The sequence below is a fragment of the Arthrobacter sp. SO5 genome, from assembly GCF_020532805.1.
Classification (GTDB): domain Bacteria; phylum Actinomycetota; class Actinomycetes; order Actinomycetales; family Micrococcaceae; genus Arthrobacter.
Genome location: NZ_MQTQ01000072.1, coordinates 52,375 through 72,769 on the forward strand (window position 1 = coordinate 52,375; position 20,395 = coordinate 72,769).

Here is a 20,395-nt window from a genome sequence, read left to right on the forward strand (position 1 = left end):
TCCGGATAAACCGGCCGCTCCAGGCCGGGACGGACCCGGGGTTCCGGCGCGGGAGCGATTAGTATCGTGGGAGACCCCGGTGCCGACCGGCAGTGGTACGGCCGGGTATTTTTGAAACAGGCGCATGGCCGCCGTGGTAGTGGAAGTCGGTTGCAACCTCTGTTGACTAAGAAATTTGAAGCGCGCGGACCTGCCGCAGCCCTGGACGAGAAGAAGCCCCCGCTCTGGATCTGGATCCAGCTTTTCCTCGACTCGATGTCCTGGGTGGTGGCCATTGTCCTGGCCTTGCTGCTGCGCTACGAAATGGGAATCCGGGAAGAACAGCTTGTCAGTGCCACGATCATCATGGGCATTGCCGTTGTTGTCCAGGCCGTGGCCGGCTATGCCCTGGCGCTGTACCGCGGGCGGTATCCCTTCGGCAGTTTCCAGGAAGCCAAGGCGCTCGTCTTCGTCACGGTCATTGTGGCCGCCTCCATTACGCTGAGCCTGCTGGTGCTCTACGAAGCCATAGGGATCGGCCGCAGCGTCGGACTCATCGCTTTCCCGTTCGCCTGCCTTTTCATGGGAGCCGCCCGCTACGCCAAGAGGCTTTACGTCGAGGGTAAGAACCGTCCGGGCGACAGCGCCCAGAACACCCTGATCTACGGTGCGGGCTTCCTCGGCAACTCGCTCCTGACGCGCATGCTGCAGGACGCCGATTCACCGTATTTTCCCGTCGGGCTGATCGACGACGATCCCACGAAGAAGCACCTGCGGCTCTCCGGCGTCCAGGTCCTGGGCCGGGGCGAGGACCTGCCGGCCATCATCCGGCGTACCCGCGCCACGGTGCTGGTACTCGCTTTTGCCAACGTGGAGGCCTCTGTGGTCCGGCGGATTTCAGATGCCGTCACCGGCCTGAACGTCAGGGTGCTGGTCCTTCCCCCGCTCCGGGACATGCTCGGCGGCGGCGCGCCCGAGGGATTCTCGGATTTCCGCGAGGTGGCCGTCGAGGACTTGATCGGACGACGGCCCGTGGACATCAAGGTCGAGGAGATTGCCGGCTACATCAAGGGCAAGCGCGTCCTGGTCACGGGCGCCGGCGGCTCCATCGGCTCCGAACTGTGCCGTCAGATCACGCAGTTCTCCCCGGCGGAGCTGATCATGCTGGACCACGACGAGACCGGCCTGCAGCAGACCCAGATCTCCATCACCGGCCGGGGACTGCTCGCGGGGCGCGACACCGTGCTGGCCAATATCCGCGACGCGGCCGCCCTCCAGGAAATCTTCGAGGACCGCCGCCCTGAAGTGGTGTTCCACGCCGCCGCCCTGAAACACGCGCCGCTGCTGCAGCAGTATCCGGTGGAGGCCTGGAAGACAAACGTCCTGGGCACCCTCAACGTGCTGCGCGCGGCCGGGCGCACGGGCGTGTCACACTTCGTGAATATCTCCACGGACAAGGCGGCCAACCCGACGACGGCCCTGGGCCATTCCAAGCGCGTCGCGGAAAAGCTGACGGCCTGGATGGCCCGCCAGTCAGGCCGGAACTTCGTCTCCGTCAGGTTCGGGAACGTCATGGGCAGCCGCGGCTCCATGCTCCCGCTCTTCACGGAACAGATCCGCGTCGGCGGACCGGTGACGGTGACAGACCCCGAGATCACGCGCTTCTTCATGACCATTCCCGAGGCCTGCCAGCTGGTCATCCAGGCCGGTGCGATCGGCAGCGGCGGCGAGGTCATGATCCTGGACATGGGTGAGCCCGTGAAGATCCTGGACGTGGCCGAGCGGATGATCGCGATGTCCGGCAAGGAGATTGAGATCATCTACACGGGGCTGCGGCCCGGCGAGAAGCTCCACGAAGAGCTCGTCGGAACCGGCGAACTGGACGAACGTCCCCTGCACCCCAAGATCTCCCACACCCAGGCCCGTGAGCAGGATCCGGCCGGGCTGAACCTCGAGGCGTGGCTTGCCCGTGTCGAGGCCGAGCAGGGGATCGACATCGCGTCGATCCCCGACGACGAAGCGGACGAGCCGGGCGATAACATCCGGGTTGCGTCATGATGCCAGTAGTCGTAGCGGCCGGCATCACCCTCGTCGCGAGCCTGCTGCTTCCGTTTGTGGTCAAGCCGTGGCTGGTCAGGATGGGTGTGGTCGACGTCCCGTCGGCCAGGTCCTCCCACGCCAGGACGACCATCCGCGGGATGGGCGTGGCCGTTTCCCTGGCAACGGGCGTGGGATACGTCGCCGCCATCCTCCTGCGTGCGGTGACAGTGGACCGGTCCATTTTCCTCGCGGCCCTGGCGATCATCGCCGCCAGCGCGGCCGTGGGATGGGTCGAAGACCTCCGCGGGCTCTCCATCCGGGGACGCGCCGGCGCCCAGCTCGGGATCGGCGCCGCCGGTTCCGCCGCGCTGGTGCTGCTCACCGGACAGTCCTTCTGGTGGCTGCCGCTCGCCGCGCTGGCCATTGCGGCCTACATCAACATTGCCAACTTCATGGATGGCGTCAACGGTATTTCCGGCTTCCATGGGGTCCTCGCCGGGGGAGCCTATGCGGTGGCCGGAATGCTGACAGGCCAGCCGTGGCTCACCGCCGGCGGGGCCGTGCTGGCCATGGCGTTCCTGGGCTTCCTGCCGTGGAATCTGTCCCGCGGTTCCGTTTTCCTCGGTGACGTCGGCAGCTACCTGCTCGGCGCCTCTGTTGCCGCCCTGGCCGTGGCAGGGTTCTTCAGCGGCGTCTACATCGAGTACGTCCTGTCGCCGATCCTGGTCTACCTGGCCGACACCGGCTACACACTGCTGCGCAGGATCAAGGCGGGGGAGCGGTGGTACGCGTCCCACCGCGAGCACGTGTACCAGCGGCTGACCGACGTCGGCTTCTCGCACCTGCAGTCGGCCGGCACCGTCACGGTGTGCACCGCCGCCGTCATCGTCCTCGGGTTCATCGCCGCCACGGCACCGCTGCCCACGGTGGTGCTTTGCGTGGCCGGCAGCCTGGCCGTGCTGGGACTCTACCTCGCCTCCCCGGACCTGATCCGGCATTTCCGACGCCGGCAGAAGGTCACCCGCGTGCCGGTGTCCTGAGTACCTCCGGGCCCGCAGGCCGGGCCCGGCCAGGGGCCGGGCGCCGCCCTGTTCTATCTCGTGTAGAATTCAGGTGCGGCTCGACGCCGCACCTCTGACCAGCAGCCACCCCGACGATTGGGATCTCATGACCTCCAACGCCGAACCCGGACCTCTGTCCGGCAAGGGTCCCGTTGGCGTCTCCGGTCCCACAAAGTCCTTGTGGCTGCGCCTGCTGGTGATGTGCTCGGCCGTCGGCGGCGGGGCATTGCTGCTGGTCGCTTTGGTGGCCCTTCTGATGGCCGGCGCGGCCGCCGCACTGTCCTGGATTTTCGGCGGGGCGCTCGTGATGGCCTTCTTCGCCATCAGCCTGGTGATCGGCCACTTCGCGGGACGTAACAACCCCTCAGGTGCGATCGGACTGTTCGCCGCAACCTACTTCATCAAAGTGGTCGGTTTTGCGGTCGTGCTCTTTGCCGTCGGCACCCCGGACTGGCTGTCCCGGGGCTGGTTCGTGGCCGGCGCCGTCGTGACGGTCATCCTCTGGCAGGCTGCCGAGATCTACGGCTTCAGCACAGCCCGGCTGCAGATCTACAACGACCCGGACCCCAGCGAAGGTGGCCCCAGTGTTTAGCCGCAAAGACGGACGCAGACGCGAGCCGAAAACCCCCAAAATCACGGGCGGTGCCCCCGGTGTGTCCGAGAACGGCAGGGACGGCGGATACAACGCCGGGATCGCCGTCTTCAGTTACATTGTTGGCGGAATCGCCGTCTGGAGTTTGATAGGGTGGGGTCTGGATAATCTGTGGGGAACCCGCTGGATTGTGCTCGCAGGCGCCCTGCTTGGAGCCACGGGAGGGTTCTATCTTTCTCATATGCACGGCCTCACCAGTTCAGGAACATCCGCTGGTGAAGACCCCGCTGCACGTGGCCCGTCCCGGGACGAAGAGCAGTAATGCCAAATAATTTCACACGGGAAAGGGGCGACGGAAACGTCCCCGCTTCCCGACCAACGCCCAATGATGGACACTGCAGAGAGGAAACGCGTTGATCGCGCTTGCGCTCCCGGCCCAAGATTCAGGATCCTTTACGCCTCCTGGAATTGAAGAAATGCACCTGCCGGCAATCCTGCCGTGGGGGGCGGCCGACGGATTCTCCAAGCAGATGCTGCTGGTAATCCTTTCGGTCGTTATTATCGCCACATTTTTCCTGATGGCTGCCCGCAAAGGCCAGCTCGTCCCCGGCAGGCTGCAGTTTGCAGGTGAAGCCTCCTATGGCTTCGTCCGCAACGGCATCGCCAAGGACATCATCGGCGGCAAAGACTTCATGAAGTACGTCCCCCTGCTGTTCAGCCTGTTCTTCTTCATCCTGGTGAACAACATCTACGGGGCCATCCCGGTGATCCAGCTCCCGACGTTCTCGCACGTCGGCGGCGCCTACGTGATGGCCGCGATCGTGTACATCACGTGGATCGTCATCGGCGTCAGGAAGAACGGCCTGCGCTACTTCAAGCTGGCTACCGTGCCGTCCGGAGTCCCGGGCTACATCCTTCCGATCGTCATTCCGATCGAGATCATCTCCACCTTCCTGGTCCGCCCCGTCACGCACAGCCTGCGTTTGTTCGCGACCATGCTGGCCGGCCACCTCATCGTGATGATCGCCGGCGCCGGCATCGAGTACCTCGTGATGCAGGAGAACGTGCTCCTCAAGGGCGCGTCGGTTCTGGTCCTCGTCGGTGCGATCGCCATGTACATGCTCGAAGCGCTCATCATGGTGCTGCAGGCGTACGTGTTCACGCTGCTGACGGCGATCTACATCGAAGGCGCCCTGCACGCGGACAGCCACTAGGCACCCACAACCTTCCCCTCGCGGGATGAAGCAACCCAAACAACCTGCCGCACAAGACGGCATCTTGAAAGGAAGAAACATGATAGGCAATCTCAACCTCGTAGGTTACGGTCTTTCCGCAATCGGCGGTGGTATCGGTGTTGGTCTCGTCTTCGCCGCTTACATCAACGGCGTAGCACGCCAGCCGGAAGCACAGCGTGTGCTCCAGCCGATCGCGTTCCTCGGCCTCGCGCTGACTGAAGCTCTCGCCATTCTCGGCCTGGTCTTCGCTTTCGTTCTCTAGTCGTTCGTCAGAACCAAGCGAACATCCAGAACCGAATAGAAAAGGACGGGTGAATTATGAATCAGCTGATCATCTCAGCCGCCGTTGAAGGCCAGTCGCCTTTGGTTCCCAATCCCTGGGAAATGGGCGTCGTCTTCGCCGGCTTTGCTGTCCTCATGTACATCGTGGTCAAGTACGTTGTCCCGATGTTCGAGAAGACCTTCGCAGAGCGTGCCGAGGCCATTGAAGGCGGCATTGCCAAGGCTGAAAAGGCCCAGGCAGAGGCTTCTGCCGCACTCGAGGAGTACAAGCAGCAGCTCACGGATGCCCGTGCCGAGGCCAACCGCATCCGCGAGGAAGCACGTGCCGAAGGCGCCCAGATCCTGGCGGAGCTGAAGGAGAAGGCAGCTGCCGAGTCTGCCCGTATCACGGCCCAGGCCCACGCGGCCATCCAGTCCGAACGTCAGGCGGCCGTCGTGTCCCTCCGGGCGGAGGTAGGCACGCTGGCCACGACCCTGGCAGGGCGCATCGTTGGCGAAGCCCTCAACGATGACCAACGCGCTGCCCGCGTTGTTGACCGCTTCCTGGCGGATCTGGAGAACCAGAACGCAGGTGCAGCTCAGTAATGGCAGGTGTATCGAGCGAATCGCTGACCGCGGCGCTGGTGGCGTTGGAAGTCAAGCTTCCCACCGCCTCGCTGCAGTTGGCTACGGAACTCTTCGGAATCCTGGGAACGGTGGACAGCTCGGCTGGCTTGCGCCGCGCCCTGACTGACCCGTCCCGCAGCGGCGACGAAAAGTCAGCCCTGGTCAATCGGCTCTTCGGCGGTAAGGTCTCCGCTGAAGCCGTGGAAGTCGCGAGCGGAGTGGCCAGTTCACGCTGGGCATCGGCTCGGGATATCGGCGATGCACTCGAGACCCTTGCCGCTTCGGTGGTCATTGCCGTAGCTGAGAACAAGACGGCCGTTTCTGCCTCGGGAATCACCGGACTGGAAGCGCTGGAGAACGATCTGTTCTCCTTCATCCAGGTCGTGGAATCCAACCACGAGGTACAGCGCGCTCTGTCCGAGCAGCAGGCGAGCCCGGCAGCCAAGACCGCCCTCGCTGGGAAGCTCGTTCCCAGTGCCAGCGAGGAAGCGAAAGTCCTTATCGGACAGGCAGTTTCGCAGCCCCGCGGCCTCAAGGTAACAGCGCTTGTCCGTCGTTTCGCCGAACTAGCAGCCAAGCGCCAACAGCGCTGGATTGCAACCGTTGGCGTCACCCGTCCCATGACGGCCCCACAGACGAGCCGCCTGCAGGCGGGGCTGGACGCCCTTTACGGGCGCGAGCTCAAGATCAACATGAACGTTGACCCGGAACTTATCGGTGGCATCCGGATTCAGGTAGGGGATGAAGTGGTAGACGCTTCGGTTCTCTCCCGCCTGAACCAGCTTCGCCGTCAGCTTGCTTAGCTGGCCGGACAAGCACAACCAAACGAAACGAAACCCCGGTCATCGTGAGCAACGATGATCACGAAAACAGGAGAGCAGGGACTGCAGATGGCCGAATTGACCATCAACGCCGACGACGTCCGTAGTGCGTTGAACGAGTTCGCGGCGTCCTACGAACCCGGAAACGCTGAGCGCGTAGAGGTCGGCCGTGTAACAACGGCAGGTGACGGCATCGCCCGTGTTGAGGGCCTTCCCTCGGTCATGGCGAACGAGCTGCTTCGCTTCGAAGACGGCACGCTGGGCCTGGCCCAGAACCTCGACGTCCGCGAAATCGGTGTCATCGTACTCGGTGACTTCACCGGAATCGAAGAAGGCCAGGAAGTCCACCGCACGGGTCAGGTTCTGTCCGTGCCGGTTGGCGACGCCTTCCTCGGCCGTGTTGTCGACCCGCTGGGCGAGCCCATTGACGACCTTGGCGAGATCAAGGCCGAGACCACCCGGGCCCTGGAACTCCAGGCACCCGGCGTAACCCAGCGCAAGTCGGTCCACGAACCGATGCAGACCGGCCTCAAGGCCATCGACGCCATGATCCCGATCGGCCGCGGCCAGCGCCAGCTGATCATCGGTGACCGCCAGACCGGCAAGTCGGCAATCGCGATCGACACGATCATCAACCAGAAGGCCAACTGGGCTTCCGGGGATGTCAACAAGCAGGTGCGCTGCATCTACGTGGCCATCGGCCAGAAGGCATCCACGATCGCTGCCGTCCGCCAGACCCTCGAGGACAACGGCGCACTGGAGTACACGACCATCGTGGCTTCCCCCGCGTCGGACCCCGCAGGCTTCAAGTACCTGGCTCCGTACGCCGGCTCGGCCATCGGCCAGCACTGGATGTACGGCGGCAAGCACGTCCTCATCGTGTTCGATGATCTCTCCAAGCAGGCCGAGGCCTACCGTGCCGTGTCGCTGCTGCTCCGCCGCCCGCCGGGACGCGAAGCCTACCCGGGCGACGTTTTCTACTTGCACTCCCGACTGCTGGAGCGTTGTGCCAAGCTCTCCGACGAACTCGGTGCAGGTTCGATGACCGGCCTGCCGCTCATCGAGACCAAGGCAAACGACGTGTCCGCCTACATCCCGACCAACGTGATCTCCATTACCGATGGCCAGATCTTCCTGCAGTCGGACCTCTTCAACGCCAACCAGCGTCCGGCAGTTGACGTGGGTGTGTCCGTCTCCCGCGTCGGCGGCGCCGCCCAGGTCAAGTCCATGAAGAAGGTCTCCGGTACGTTGAAGCTGGAACTGGCCCAGTACCGCGACATGCAGGCCTTCGCAATGTTCGCGTCGGACCTCGACGCCGCATCGCGCCAGCAGCTGACCCGTGGCGCACGCCTGATGGAACTGCTCAAGCAGGGCCAGTACTCGCCGTTCCCGGTCGAGAACCAGGTCGTCTCCATCTGGGCCGGCACCAACGGCCACCTCGACGACGTTCCGGTTGAAGACGTCAGCCGCTTCGAGACCGAGTTCCTGGAACACCTCAAGCACAAGTCCTCCATCCTCACGACGCTGGCCCAGACCAACGTCATGAGCGATGACACCGCGGAAGCACTGAAGACCTCGATCGTGGCCTTCAAGAAGGGCTTCTTCGGCGAGGGCGACAGCTTCCTGGTTGGTGCGGGGCACGAGGAACACGCCCCCATCGACGAGGCGCAGGTCGACCAGGAAAAAATCGTCAAGCAGAAGCGCTAGTTTCGCTGGCAGGCACTGCCGGGACCCGCACGGGTTCCGGCAGTGCCGGCCATCGGGATCTTAGGAAAGGATAAGTATGGGAGCCCAGATTCGGGTCTACCGCCAGAAGATCGCCTCGACGACGTCGATGCGCAAGATCTTCAAGGCGATGGAACTGATCGCTACTTCGCGCATCGGCAAGGCCCGGGCACGCGTAGCAGCTTCACTGCCTTACGCAAACGCGATCACGCGCGCCGTTTCTGCTGTCGCAAGCCAGAGCGAAATTGACCACCCGCTGGTCACCGAGCCGGAGCAGATCCGGCGGGCAGCTGTCCTGGTGATCACCTCGGACCGTGGCCTCGCAGGTTCTTACTCGGCGAGCGTGCTCAAGCAGGCGGAAGGCCTCAACGAGCTCCTCGTCGAGGAGGGCAAGGAAGTCAAGATGTACCTGGTCGGCCGCAAGGCGCAGGCGTATTTCGACTTCCGGAACCGTCCTTACGCGCGGGTGTGGACCGGCGGCACGGATGCACCGGAGTTTGCCACGGCGCGGGAAGTCGGCGAGGCATTGCTGACGGACTTCGCCACGGACTACGCAGAGGGCGGCGTCGATGAGATCCATGTCGTTTACACGCGCTTCAAGTCCATGGTGACGCAGGAGCCGACGGTTATCCGTCTTCTCCCGCTGGAGGTTGTCGAAGAGCAGGCTGCGTCCGAGTCGGACCTCCTGCCGCTCTATGAATTCGAGCCGGAGACGGAGCAGGTCCTTGATGCCCTGCTCCCGCGCTACATCGAGTCCCGCATCTTCGCCGCGATGTTGCAGGCAGCGGCCTCGGAGCTCGCTGCCCGCCAGCGGGCGATGAAGTCCGCCGGCGACAACGCCACGGACCTCATCAAGAAGTTCACGCGTCTGCGCAACACTGCCCGCCAGGCGGAAATCACGCAGGAGCTTTCCGAGATCGTGGCCGGTGCCGACGCGTTGAACGCGTCCTAGCCTGCCCGAGATCCAGCTGTACCTGCACCAAAGTTGAAACTTAACCCAACGCCATCTACTGAGTGAAGTGAGAGAGATGACTGCCACTGCTACCGAACACGTAGCCGCGACGACCGGTGCTACCGGCCGTATTGCACGTGTTATTGGCCCGGTTGTCGACGTCGAATTCCCGGCTGACGCAATCCCCGCGATTTACAACGCACTCACCACGGAGATTACTCTCAACGGTGAGACCAAGACCGTCACGTTTGAAGTTGCCCTGCACCTCGGCGACAACGTGATCCGTGCTATTTCCCTGCAGGCAACCGACGGACTGGTCCGCGGAACTGCCGTCGCGGACACGGGAGCCCCCATCTCCGTGCCCGTCGGCGACGTCGTCAAGGGACACATCTTCAACGTCCTCGGGCAGCCGCTTGACGTGACAGAGTCCGAACTGGAGATCACCGAGCGCTGGCCCATCCACCGCAAGGCTCCTGCCTTCGCGACGCTTGAGGGTTCCACCGAGATGATGGAAACCGGCATCAAGGTCATTGACCTTCTCACCCCGTACATCAAGGGTGGAAAGATCGGCCTGTTCGGCGGCGCCGGCGTCGGCAAGACCGTGCTGATCCAGGAAATGATCACCCGTGTTGCCCGCAACTTCGGCGGCACCTCGGTGTTCGCCGGAGTCGGCGAGCGTACCCGTGAAGGCAACGACCTCTGGGTTGAAATGGAAGAGGCAGGCGTCCTGAAGGACACCGCCCTTGTCTTCGGCCAGATGGACGAGCCGCCGGGAACGCGCCTGCGCGTGGCGCTCTCCGCCCTGACCATGGCGGAGTACTTCCGCGATGTGCAGAACCAGGACGTGCTGCTCTTCATCGACAACATCTTCCGCTTCACCCAGGCAGGCTCCGAGGTTTCCACCCTCCTCGGCCGCATGCCGTCGGCCGTGGGCTACCAGCCCAACCTGGCAGACGAGATGGGTCTCCTCCAGGAGCGCATCACGTCCACCAAGGGCCACTCGATCACCTCGATGCAGGCCATCTACGTTCCCGCGGATGACTACACCGACCCGGCCCCGGCCACGACCTTCGCACACCTGGACGCGACCACGGAACTTTCCCGTGAAATCGCTTCCCGCGGCCTGTACCCGGCCGTTGATCCGCTGTCGTCGACCTCGCGCATCCTGGATCCGCAGTACATCGGTCACGACCACTACAACACGGCCGTGCGCGTCAAGCAGATCCTGCAGAAGAACAAGGAACTCCAGGACATCATCGCCATCCTCGGCGTTGACGAGCTCTCCGAAGAGGACAAGATCGTCGTGTCGCGTGCACGCCGTATCCAGCAGTTCCTCTCGCAGAACACCTACACCGCCAAGCAGTTCACCGGCGTCGAAGGCTCCACGGTCTCCATCAAGGACACCATTGAAGGCTTCACGGCGATCTGCGACGGCGAGCTGGACCACATTGCAGAGCAGGCGTTCTTCAACGTCGGCGGCCTGGATGACGTCGAGCGCCAGTGGGCCAAGATCCAGGAACAGACCAAGTAATATGGCTGAGCTTGAGGTTGAGATTGTCGCAGCGGACCACTTCGTGTGGTCCGGAGCGGCCAAGATGGTCAAGGCCCGCACCAGCGATGGTGAAATCGGAATCCTGCCCGGCCACTCGCCCCTGCTGGCGATTCTGGCCGAAGGTGAACTGGCCATCGAGCCGGTGTCCGGTGACCGTATTGCTGTAGTTGTCGACGGCGGGTTCTTCTCCGTGGACAACAACAGGGTCGTCATTGTTGCTGACAACGCCCAAATGGGCGACGCGGCTACTGCGGGGATCCGCTAGCACGACCTTGATGAACGTTACTGGTCTTCCGTTCATCGTCCTGGCAACCATTTTTGCGTTGCTGGTACTTGCACTGTGCCTTTCGGGGGTGCGCCGCATCAATCTGCGGCGTGCCCTCGGCACGGTGGACGCCTCCATTTGCACGGCTGGAAACAGCTGGCAGATGGGGGTTTGCCGTTATCAGGACAACGACCTGGAATGGTTCCGCCTGGCCTCGCTGAGCACGCGGCCCAAGCACACCTTCCGCAGGAGTGCCCTTGAGCTGACCGGCCGGCGCGCGCCCACAGAGGCCGAACTCGTGAAGGTCCAGCCCGACGCCGTGATCGTTGAACTCCGGTACGAAGGGCAGGACGTCCTGCTCGCGATGCGTTTCGACGCCTACACAGGCCTCTCGTCCTGGCTCGAGGCCGGCCCCGTCGTCGGCGTCGGCACCTGGCGCTAGCCCCGGTGGACTTCATCGAGGACCTCCGGCTCGTCGACGGGCCGGTTTTATGGATTGCCTGGGCCGCCGGCGCGGCCGGCCTGGCGTACCTCCTTTGGCAGGCCCTGGGATCCCGCACACCCGGCCGAGGCGCGGCCGCCTGGCTGGAAGCCCTGCTCCCCGTCCTGTCAGCGGTCCTGCTGGCCGCCGCCATCGTGGCCGGCGTGCACTGGCTGCTGATCTACGTGTACTCCGTTTTCCCCGAAGAGCTTCCGGGCGAGGTCCTGGCGTGGTCCGTTGCCGCCGTCGCTGCCCTCCTGCTGTGGTTGGCCCGCCTGTGGGCGGCCTGGCGCCGGAAGGCTGCGCGGCGCTGGAGGACCACTGCCGTCGCAACCGCAGCCCTGCTGGGGGCGGTCCTGTTGTCCGGTGTGCAGATCAACGCCTATTTCGGCCTGAACCACACGGTGAGCGATCTGACGGGGACCGCCGTCGCGCGGATCCAGCCGCTGGAGGAGGGCCTGAAGCGGTCCTCCAGTGACCCCGCCGGCGTCGGCCTGTCCGCGTGGCAGGCACCAGGTGGTCTGCCCGACGGCGGCGAGCTCCGGCGGGCGTCCATCCCCGGCACGGTCTCCGGATTCCAGAGCCGTGAAGCGTACATCTATCTGCCGCCGGCCTACCTGGGCTCGCCGAGACCCGCGCTGCCCGTCCTTGTCCTCTTCTCGGGGCAGCCGGGCGCCCCGGCCGACTGGCTCACCGGAGGCGCCCTCCGGAGCCGGCTGGACCGATTCGCCGCCGCGCACCATGGGGTGGCACCCGTCGTGATCGTGGTGGATCCGAACGGGACGCCGGCGGGCAATACCCTCTGCATGGACAGCCGCATCGCCCAGGCCGATACCTTCCTCTCCCAGGACGTGCCTGCGTGGATCAGCCGGACCCTCGATGTGGACCCGGACCATAGCCAGTGGGCTGCCGGCGGCTTCTCCTTCGGAGCCACGTGCGCCATGCAGATGGTGACCCGGCACCCGGAGGTCTACAGCTCGGCCCTGGCCTTTTCCAGCGAGAAGGAGCCGGCCCTTGCCAAGGAACGCGACAAGACCGTGGCTGCCTCCTTCGGCGGGGACGCCGACGCGTTCGACCGGCAGACGCCGCTGCGCTTGATGAAGGAGCGCAATTACCGCGGGCACGCCATCTTCTTCGGCGCCGGCGTCCGTGATCCTGAATTCATCGGGTACATGGACCTGCTGTCCGGGGCCGCGCGGACGGCCGGTTTCGACGTGAAGGCCCTCGGCATTCCCAACGCCGGCCACTCCTGGGAAACCGCGTCCAAGGGGCTTCCTGCGGGCCTCGATTTCCTGGCCGCCCGTTGGGGGATCCAGCCATGAGCACGTCGCGGGCGGCGGACGCGGTGCGGGGGACGGACGTGACGTCCCTGCGGGGCATGGGGCTGGAGGGACTGCGCGGAGTGCTGGAGCATTTCCGGGCGATACCTTTTACTCTCACGGTCCTGGCCGCCTTGCTCATCACCGGTGCGGCCACCGGGAGTTTCCTGTCCGGTCCGCCGGAGTCCCTGCTCGATGTCGCCTCGGTCAGCCTCCCGGGCCTGAAGGCGGGTCACTGGTGGTCCCTGGTCACTTCGCTGTTCTTCGCGACCAACCCCCTCGCGTACCTGGCGGCTTCCCTGATGATCCTGCTGCTTCTCGGTGTTGCCGAGCGGCAGCTGGGCACGGGACGCACAGCAGTGTTCTTGGTGGCCGGCCAGTTTGCCGCGGTGACGCTGTTCCTGCTCGTGACCCAGCTGGCCCGCACTTCCGGGGACGGCTGGCTCGGGCGCATGGTGGACGCCCGGCTGATCGGCCCGTACGCCGCGGTACTCGCCGTTTCGCTCGCCTCCAGCGCGCTGCTGCCCACGCTGTGGCAGCGGCGGCTGCGGACCGGCCTCGTCTCTGCCTCGCTCCTGCTGGTGCTGTACATCGGCCACGCCGAGACGGTGGTGGGCCTGGCCGGGGCCGTGGCGGGTCTCGCCGCCGGCTGGTGGATCCAGGGCGACAAGGGAACGCTCCACCGCCACCGCTCCACAGGCCGGGAAACCCGCAACCTGCTGGCCCTCACGGTGGCCATTTTCGCCGTCGGGCCCATCCTCACCGCCATGGTCAGTACCCCCACGGGCCCGCTGGCTCTGTTGCGGGACGTCGTCCTGAACCCGCTGCCCACGCTGAGCCAGCTCGAGCAGAACTGCGGGGGCACCATTGATGTCACGTGCCTTGAAGCAGGCAGGGCCGGTTTCGCGGGTCCCCTGGGCCTGGCCCTGGCCGTGGTGCCCGTGGTGCTGCTGCTCATTTGTGCCGACGGAATGCGGCACGGGCGCAGGCTGGCCCTGCGGATCGCCATCATTGTCCAGCTTGCCGTGACCGCCATGGCCGCCGTCTACCTGGCGCTCGTTGCCCTCATTCCGCACTACCCCGGCCGGCCGCGCGTCGGGGTCATGGGGTCCGGATTCGTCCACGTGCTGCCGCTCGTGGTTGTCCCGCTGGTGCTCGTGCTGCTGCTGGCGGTGAACCGGCGGCAGTTCCGCGTCGAGACCACACCGCGGGCACGCGGCATCCTTGGCGTGGTGGTCGGCGGAACCGGGCTGGTGCTGGCCTCCGCCTACACCGCAGCGTGGCTGGCAGCCGGCGGGATGGACCGCGACGGCGGGATCCTGGGCCTCGCCGCCGAGCTGGCACGGCAGTACCTCCCGCTGCCGATCCCCAGCTCGTTTGGCCGTTTCTTCCAGAACCGCGACCCCGTCGAGGCCTTCCTCTTTGCCTACTCCGGCATCATTTTCTGGATTGTGGCGCTGGCGGCCGTCTGGCTGGTCCTGCAGCGCCGGCTTCACCGCACCGACGCGGCCGCGGGGGACCGCGATGTTGCCCGCGGCCTGATCCGCCAGGGCGGCGACTCGCTGTCCTGGATGGCACTGTGGGAACCCAACAAGTACTGGTTCAGCGCCGACGCACGCGGCGGCGTTGCCTACCAGCAGCACGGCAACGTGGCCCTCACCCTCGCCGGCCCGTTCGGCCCGGCGGAAACCCGCGCGGACACCGCGGCGGGCTTCATGCGCTATTGCGCAGAACACGCCCTGATACCGTGCTTCTATTCGTGCACGGACGAGCTCTGGCCGATGCTGCGCTCGCGCGGCTTCCAGCGGGTGGCCGTGGCACAGGAGACCCGGCTGGCTGTGCGCTCGCTCGAATTCAAGGGCAAGGAGTGGCAGAACGTCCGCACCGCCTTGAACCGGGCGGAAAAGTCCGGGGTGCAGGCGGTGTGGGCCCGCTACGGTGACCTGGCGCCCGCCCTGCGGGCCCAGCTGAACGAGGTCTCCGAAGAATGGGCCGCCCGGAAGTCCGTCCCGGAAATGGGATTCACCCTCGGCGGAATCGATGAACTGGCGGACGAGGAAGTGCTCTGCTGCCTTGCCGTGGACGTCGAGGGCCGGGTGCAGGGCGTCACCAGCTGGCTGCCGGTCTTCGACGGCGGCCGGCTTGTCAGCTGGACCCTGGACTTCATGCGCCGCCGGGGGGACGCCTTCCCCGGCGTCATGGAATTCCTGATCGCCTCCGCCGTGCGGGAGCTGCGGAGCACCGTGGAAGTCATCTCCCTCTCCGGATCGCCGCTGGCCAAGGACGCGGGCCGGGGCGCTGCCCCGGAGGCCGGCAACGGCGATGCGGGTGCGGACAAGGAGGCCGGCCAGGAAGGGCTGGCGGGCATCCTCGACGTCGTCGGCCGGGCGCTGGAGCCCGTCTACGGGTTCCGTTCACTGGCCACCTTCAAATCCCGCTTCAAGCCCGATTACCGCACGCTCTATCTCTACTACCAGGATCCCCTGCAACTTCCCGCAATGGGCCGGGCCCTGAGCCGGGCCTATCTCCCCGGACTGTCGGTGCGGCAGAGTGCCCGCCTGCTCCGGACCCTCGTGCGGTAATTGTGCCGGTGCCGGTCAATTCCCGGGCCGCAGAGTATCTCCTTGCGGCGGCCAACAATGCAACGGCGAAGAATACGCACGGGCGGAACAACAATGCACGAAAAAATGGTCCCCGGCACTAATGCCGGGGACCATTTCTTGAGCGGGAGCCGCCGAAGGCAGCGCCGCTGCGGGGTACTAGACCAGCGTCACGCCGGTCGCCTGGGGGCCCTTGGCGCCCTGACCGATCTCGAACTGAACGCGCGCGTTCTCGTCGAGGGTCTTGAAGCCACCGGTCTGGATCTCCGAGTAGTGAACGAAGACATCGCCATCGGCGTCGTCCGGGGTGATGAAGCCGAAGCCCTTTTCAGCGTTGAACCATTTGACAGTTCCCTGAGCCATGAATTTCTCCTCATTGTGGATCTTGTTTAAGTCCGGCACACTTCGTGCCGTCCTTGGTCACTCTGCGAGAAGAACCCTGGCGTGGGACCGGATCAACCGGGCTTTGGCGGCAGGCGCTTCACGCTCGCAACATGTCTTGCGAGCATGAAAAACACCTACACAAAGACTTGTATAAGAGTTTCATGTCAGTTGCGTCAGGTCAACGGGCCGGGCACAGAATTCCGTAAATTTCGTCCAAAGAATGCATGAACCCTCGCCGCTGCCCATTACCGGCCACGCAGAATGCCATAAAAGCGGCCATATAACCGGCCATATAACCGGCCAGGCAATAGGGGCTGATCGCGGGCAATTGCCTAGAAAAGCCGGGACTCGCTGTCGTCAACCCCGCGCATGGCGTCATAGTCCAGGGTGATGCAGTCGATCCCGCGGTCGTTGGCGAGGACCTTGGCCTGGGGTTTGATCTGCTGGGCGGCGAAGATGCCGCGCACCGGAGCCAGCAGGGGGTCCCGGTTGAGCAGCTCAAGGTAGCGGGTGAGCTGTTCGACGCCGTCGATGTCGCCCCGGCGTTTGAGCTCGATGGCGACGGTTGCGCCGTTGGCGTCCCGGGCCAGGATGTCCACGGGGCCGATCGCCGTGAAGTATTCGCGGCGGATGAGCGAGAAACCGGTGCCGAGGAGCGCGATCTGGTCCGCCAGCAGCCGCTGCAGGTCCGCCTCCACGCCGTCCTTGATCAAACCCGGGTCCTGGCCCAGCTCATGGGACGTGTCGTGCAGCTGCTCATGGATGTTGATGATCAGGCGGTCATCGGTCTTGGCGGACTGGACCGTCCATTGCTCGACGACGCCGAGTTCAACGTCCACCTCCTCCGGCGTGGAGACACGCAGGGACGCCGGGGGGCTCATCCAGTTCAGCGGCTTGTAGGATCCGCCGTCCGAATGGACCAGGACGGAGCCGTCGGCCTTGACTAACAGGAGCCGGGTGGCGAGGGGGAGATGGGCTTTGAGCCGGCCGACATAATCAACGGAGCAACGGGCTATGACTAAACGCACCTGGTCCACACTACCGTCTGGCGGGGGAGCAGGCACCCGGACTGGGGCAGAATGGAGGCATGCCCCGTTCCAACCGCCCCCGCCGAACCGTTGCCGGAAAAGCCGGGAAGCCGGGAAAAGCCGGGAAACCCGCGAAGCCCGGGGCCAGGGGCGGCCCCGGGCCGGAACTGGACCTGGAACGGGCGCGCTCGGGCTTTGCCCGCCGGGAGAGCGCACCGGACGGCGAATGGATGGTCCGCCCCATCACGGCTGGCAGGGCCGAGAAGTCCTACATCTGCCCGGGCTGTTCCACCGCGGTGTTGCCGGGCGTGGCGCACCTGGTGGTCTGGTCCGAGGACCATCTTTTCGGTGCCGCCGCCGGCCTCGCGGAACGGCGGCACTGGCATTCCAACTGCTGGACGTCCCGCAGCTACCGGTACCGCTAACCGGTTCGGGGACCGCTTTCGCTAAGCTGGACAGCATGACTTTTGACCCGGCGTCGTATGTGTTCCGCCAGCCTTCAGAGCCCACCGCAATCCGTGCGTCCACCGTGCTCCCGGCACACCGCGAAAACGTCGAGCTCAAAACCGCGGACGGGCACAGGCTGGTCGGTGAACTGGCGCTCCCGGCGTCCGGTGCGGTGAAGGCGACCCTCATCACGCTGCATCCGCTGCCGACGCACGGCGGCTTCATGGACTCCCACGTCTACCGCAAGGCCTCGTACCGGCTGCCCGCGCTGGCGGGCATCGCCGTCCTCCGGTTCAACACCCGTGGCACGGGATCGCCCCGCGGAACCAGCGACGGCTCTTTCGAGGAGGGCATCGGGGAACGCCTGGACGTCGAGGCGGCCGTGAAGTTCGCCGTCGACCGCGGCCTGCCGAACCGCTGGCTGGTGGGCTGGTCCTTCGGCACCGAACTGGCGCTTATGTACGGGGCCTCGGAGCCGGTGGCGTCCGAGGTCGAGGGCGCGATCCTGCTGTCGCCCCCGCTGCACCGCGCCACCGACGTGCACCTGTCGGAGTGGGCAGCGTCGGGCAAGCCGCTGAAGGTGCTGGTGCCCGAACACGATGACTACCTGCAACCGGCAGCAGCCGCGGAACGGTTCAGCACCGTCCCCCAGGCCCGCGTCGTGGGGGTCGACGGTGCCAAGCACCTGTGGGTGGGGGAGAAGTATGCCGGCCGGGTGCTCAACGAGATTGTGGCGGAAGTGCTCCCCGCCGGCACCGCGGGAACGGCGACGGCCTTGCCGCAGGAGTGGGACGGGCCGGTGGCCACAGCGCACGCCTGAGGGCGGAACGCCTAGTGCCTGTCCTGGCGCACGATGAAGATTTCCCTGACCAGCAGCATGATGGCCGCGGCCGTGGGGATGGCGATGAGTGCGCCCAGCACCCCGAGCAGGCTCCCGCCGGCGATGACCGAGATGACGGCGACGGCGCCAGGCACCGCGACGGCCCTCTGCATGATGCGCGGCGAGACGAAGTAGGCCTCGAACTGCAGGTACGCGAAGTAGCAGATCGCGTAGACCAGGGCCGTCTGCCAGCCGGCGGTCAGGGCGATCAGCGTCACAATGACGCCGGCGATCAGGCCGCCGACGAGGGGAATGAACGCCAGCAGGGCCACCACGAACGCGAGCAGCACCGCAAAGGGAACGCCGGCGATCGACATCACGATGAAGGCATAGGTGGCGTTCAGCACGGCTACGACGGCCTGGCCGATCACATAGTTGCCGACCGAACCCGTGATCTCCTCGGAGAGCGCCTCGACCCGGGCGCGGCGGGACCGCGGCGCCAGACGGTAGGCCCACCTCTTCATGGCAGGCAGGGCCGAGAGGAAATAGAGGCTGAGGACCAGCACGATCAGGGCCCCGAACAGGCCGTTCGCCACGGTGGTGCCGAAGCCCAGGACGCCGCCGAAGATGCCGCCCATCGCTTCGGGGTTGTTGACGAATTTCGCGAGTTCCTGGCTGATGCGTTCCCGCACGCCGAACTGGTCGTCAATGCTGTGGAAAAAGTCCGAGTTGATGAACTCGGAGACCCATTGCGGCGCTTCCTGCACGATCTGGGTGACCTGCTGGACGATGGTCGGGATCAGCGTGGCAAAGAACGCGGCCACGGCCAGGGCCAGCGCCGAGACGGCCACCGCGATGCCGGCGGCGCGGGGGAGGTTCTTCCCCTCCAGCCAGCGCACCACAGGGTCCAGTCCCAGGGCGATGAAGAGTGCCGCCACAATCCACAGCAGCAGCTGGGTGGTATTGGAGCCGATCCAGTAAACGAGCAGCGCTATTCCGACGCCCACGGTCCCCATGAAGCCGACGTAGAGCGGGTGCTGGGAGGACATCCTGGGCCCGGGGCTGCCGAATCGGGTGGCGGCCTCGGCCTCCGGCGTTTCGTCGTCATCCTGCACGGGGGGCATCTCGAAACGGCGCCGGGGCTGGGCGCCCGGGAGGGGCTGGCGCAAACGGTGCGCCATCGAATTCAGGAGCCCGGCCAGGGCCGCCCGGCGGCTGGATACGGGCGCCTGCGGACCGCGTTCCTTGGTACCGGATTCCTGGCGATCTTCCTGTCCGGCGGGGGACGAATCCGTGTCTTCAGTCACTGCGTTCAAAGCCCTTGCCTCTGGTGTGCCCCCGCGGAGCCGCGGCCGCGGCCCGGGTGTGATGATCACCGCAAACACTATCAGCAGGCTTGCCGGCGCGCGGTTCACCCGCGGTTCGGCGGTCCGCGGGAGTCCCGCCAGGGGGTTGACAAACCCCCTGATCTGACTCCGCGGTAACAAAACCGTTACCATTAAGGCTACGTGTCCGCTGATGATAGGTAATATTTTGCGTTTCAAGACTGCAGTTGCACTAGTGCTGCTCGGCCTCCTGACACTGCTGGCGGGGATCGGTCAGAAGACATTCTGGGCTCCGGCCGAGACCATCACTGCCACCGCACCCTCCGGCGCTGCCGCAGCGCCCCTGACCGTGTTCGACGAGAAGCTGCGAACCCTGCACGGCGGCACCGTGAAGATCTCCGTCAAGGGCGAAGGCAGCTTCATGCTTGCCTCCGGCCGGCCGGACGACGTCGCTGCGTGGGTCGGCAAGACCGCCCATAACACTGTCTCCGGCGTCTCCGAGGACGGCAAGGCGCTGCAGCTTCAGCATACCGACGGCGACGCCACGGCTCCGGCTCCCGCCGGTTCCGATCTGTGGGTGACCTCGGAGAACGCCAGCGGCGAGATGAACTATGCCTGGACGCCGCCGGCCGACGGCGACTGGTCCCTGCTGCTCGCCGCGGACGGCACCAAGCCGGCTCCCGCGGCGATCACCATGACGTTCCCCAATGACACCTCCACGCCGTGGGCCGTCCCGTTCATGGTTGTCGGCGGCCTCCTGGTCTTGGCCGGGGCCGCGTTGCTGGTCCTTAAGCCCAAGTCCGGCGCCCGCACGGGCGGTGGGACCGGCGATAACGGCGGCTCGGCCGGCAGCATGTTTGCCCGCCGCGCCCCGGCCAAGA

19 protein-coding genes and 1 pseudogene are annotated in these 20,395 nt (G+C 65.6%); 17 read left to right on the top strand and 3 right to left on the bottom strand.

All coding sequences use genetic code 11. From position 1 onward, the window contains the following. Positions 1–162 precede the first annotated feature (162 nt). The 14 genes from BJG92_RS13425 to BJG92_RS13495 all read left to right on the top strand — a co-directional run bounded on the left by BJG92_RS13425 (position 163) and on the right by BJG92_RS13495 (position 15,492). The gene (locus BJG92_RS13425; protein WP_232084502.1) at positions 163–2,037 is read left to right on the top strand and encodes a nucleoside-diphosphate sugar epimerase/dehydratase; all 1,875 of its coding nucleotides are present in this window, start codon (positions 163–165) and stop codon (positions 2,035–2,037) included. Next, a complete protein-coding gene (locus BJG92_RS13430) occupies positions 2,034–3,059 on the top strand; it encodes a glycosyltransferase family 4 protein (RefSeq protein WP_232084503.1) in 1,026 nt (341 codons plus the stop codon). Before BJG92_RS13425 ends, BJG92_RS13430 begins: the two co-directional genes overlap by 4 nt. 127 nt (positions 3,060–3,186) lie before the next feature. Then, positions 3,187–3,672, top strand: a complete 486-nt coding sequence (locus BJG92_RS13435) for a hypothetical protein (RefSeq protein ID WP_232084519.1) — start codon at positions 3,187–3,189, stop codon at positions 3,670–3,672. Positions 3,673–4,085: 413 nt separating this feature from the next. Beyond that, complete coding sequence (gene atpB, locus BJG92_RS13445; protein WP_232084504.1) at positions 4,086–4,886, top strand: F0F1 ATP synthase subunit A; 801 nt, start codon at positions 4,086–4,088, stop codon at positions 4,884–4,886. A gap of 79 nt (positions 4,887–4,965) precedes the next feature. Beyond that, on the top strand, positions 4,966–5,169 hold the full coding sequence (gene atpE, locus BJG92_RS13450) for an ATP synthase F0 subunit C (RefSeq protein WP_232084521.1): 204 nt from the start codon (positions 4,966–4,968) through the stop codon (positions 5,167–5,169). Between the two features lie 56 nt (positions 5,170–5,225). Further along, positions 5,226–5,774 carry a F0F1 ATP synthase subunit B gene (locus BJG92_RS13455; RefSeq protein WP_232084505.1) on the top strand — a complete coding sequence of 183 codons (549 nt, stop codon included), beginning with the start codon at positions 5,226–5,228 and terminating at the stop codon, positions 5,772–5,774. Beyond that, positions 5,774–6,598: a F0F1 ATP synthase subunit delta gene (locus tag BJG92_RS13460; protein WP_232084506.1), complete on the top strand. Its 825-nt coding sequence runs from the start codon at positions 5,774–5,776 to the stop codon at positions 6,596–6,598. Before BJG92_RS13455 ends, BJG92_RS13460 begins: the two co-directional genes overlap by 1 nt. Positions 6,599–6,685: 87 nt before the next feature. Beyond that, positions 6,686–8,323 (top strand): F0F1 ATP synthase subunit alpha, encoded by a 1,638-nt coding sequence (atpA, locus tag BJG92_RS13465; protein ID WP_232084522.1) that lies wholly within the window; start codon positions 6,686–6,688, stop codon positions 8,321–8,323. Between the two features lie 76 nt (positions 8,324–8,399). Further along, entirely contained in the window at positions 8,400–9,293 is an 894-nt protein-coding gene (locus BJG92_RS13470; RefSeq protein ID WP_232084507.1) for a F0F1 ATP synthase subunit gamma, read from the top strand. A gap of 76 nt (positions 9,294–9,369) precedes the next feature. After that, on the top strand, positions 9,370–10,824 hold the full coding sequence (atpD, locus tag BJG92_RS13475) for a F0F1 ATP synthase subunit beta (RefSeq protein ID WP_232084508.1): 1,455 nt from the start codon (positions 9,370–9,372) through the stop codon (positions 10,822–10,824). A 1-nt stretch (position 10,825) separates the two neighbouring features. Continuing rightward, the gene (locus tag BJG92_RS13480) at positions 10,826–11,110 is read left to right on the top strand and encodes a F0F1 ATP synthase subunit epsilon (RefSeq protein WP_104172348.1); all 285 of its coding nucleotides are present in this window, start codon (positions 10,826–10,828) and stop codon (positions 11,108–11,110) included. A 10-nt stretch (positions 11,111–11,120) separates the two neighbouring features. Next, positions 11,121–11,552 (top strand): DUF2550 domain-containing protein, encoded by a 432-nt coding sequence (locus BJG92_RS13485; protein WP_232084509.1) that lies wholly within the window; start codon positions 11,121–11,123, stop codon positions 11,550–11,552. 5 nt (positions 11,553–11,557) lie between these two features. Further along, a complete protein-coding gene (locus BJG92_RS13490; protein ID WP_232084510.1) occupies positions 11,558–12,913 on the top strand; it encodes an alpha/beta hydrolase family protein in 1,356 nt (451 codons plus the stop codon). Then, positions 12,910–15,492 carry a bifunctional lysylphosphatidylglycerol flippase/synthetase MprF gene (locus tag BJG92_RS13495; RefSeq protein ID WP_374199799.1) on the top strand — a complete coding sequence of 861 codons (2,583 nt, stop codon included), beginning with the start codon at positions 12,910–12,912 and terminating at the stop codon, positions 15,490–15,492. Before BJG92_RS13490 ends, BJG92_RS13495 begins: the two co-directional genes overlap by 4 nt. Before the next feature lie 177 nt (positions 15,493–15,669). Here the strand turns inward: BJG92_RS13495 and BJG92_RS13500 are convergent, their stop codons facing one another. Both BJG92_RS13500 and nucS read right to left on the bottom strand, forming a co-directional pair. Beyond that, on the bottom strand, positions 15,670–15,873 hold the full coding sequence (locus BJG92_RS13500; protein ID WP_069952225.1) for a cold-shock protein: 204 nt from the start codon (positions 15,871–15,873) through the stop codon (positions 15,670–15,672). Between the two features lie 353 nt (positions 15,874–16,226). After that, the gene (gene nucS, locus BJG92_RS13505) at positions 16,227–16,922 is read right to left on the bottom strand and encodes an endonuclease NucS (protein WP_232084511.1); all 696 of its coding nucleotides are present in this window, start codon (positions 16,920–16,922) and stop codon (positions 16,227–16,229) included. Between the two features lie 59 nt (positions 16,923–16,981). On the opposite strand from nucS, the gene BJG92_RS13510 reads away from it, so the two are divergent. Both BJG92_RS13510 and BJG92_RS13515 read left to right on the top strand, forming a co-directional pair. Next, entirely contained in the window at positions 16,982–17,347 is a 366-nt protein-coding gene (locus BJG92_RS13510) for an ATP/GTP-binding protein (RefSeq protein ID WP_232084512.1), read from the top strand. A 35-nt stretch (positions 17,348–17,382) separates the two neighbouring features. Further along, a complete protein-coding gene (locus BJG92_RS13515; protein ID WP_232084513.1) occupies positions 17,383–18,189 on the top strand; it encodes an alpha/beta hydrolase in 807 nt (268 codons plus the stop codon). Positions 18,190–18,200: 11 nt separating this feature from the next. Here the strand turns inward: BJG92_RS13515 and BJG92_RS13520 are convergent, their stop codons facing one another. Next, a complete protein-coding gene (locus tag BJG92_RS13520) occupies positions 18,201–19,370 on the bottom strand; it encodes an AI-2E family transporter (protein ID WP_269462000.1) in 1,170 nt (389 codons plus the stop codon). Between the two features lie 337 nt (positions 19,371–19,707). Between BJG92_RS13520 and BJG92_RS13525 the strand changes: the two are divergent. Continuing rightward, positions 19,708–20,395, top strand: a pseudogene (locus BJG92_RS13525) (hypothetical protein); the annotation flags it as partial.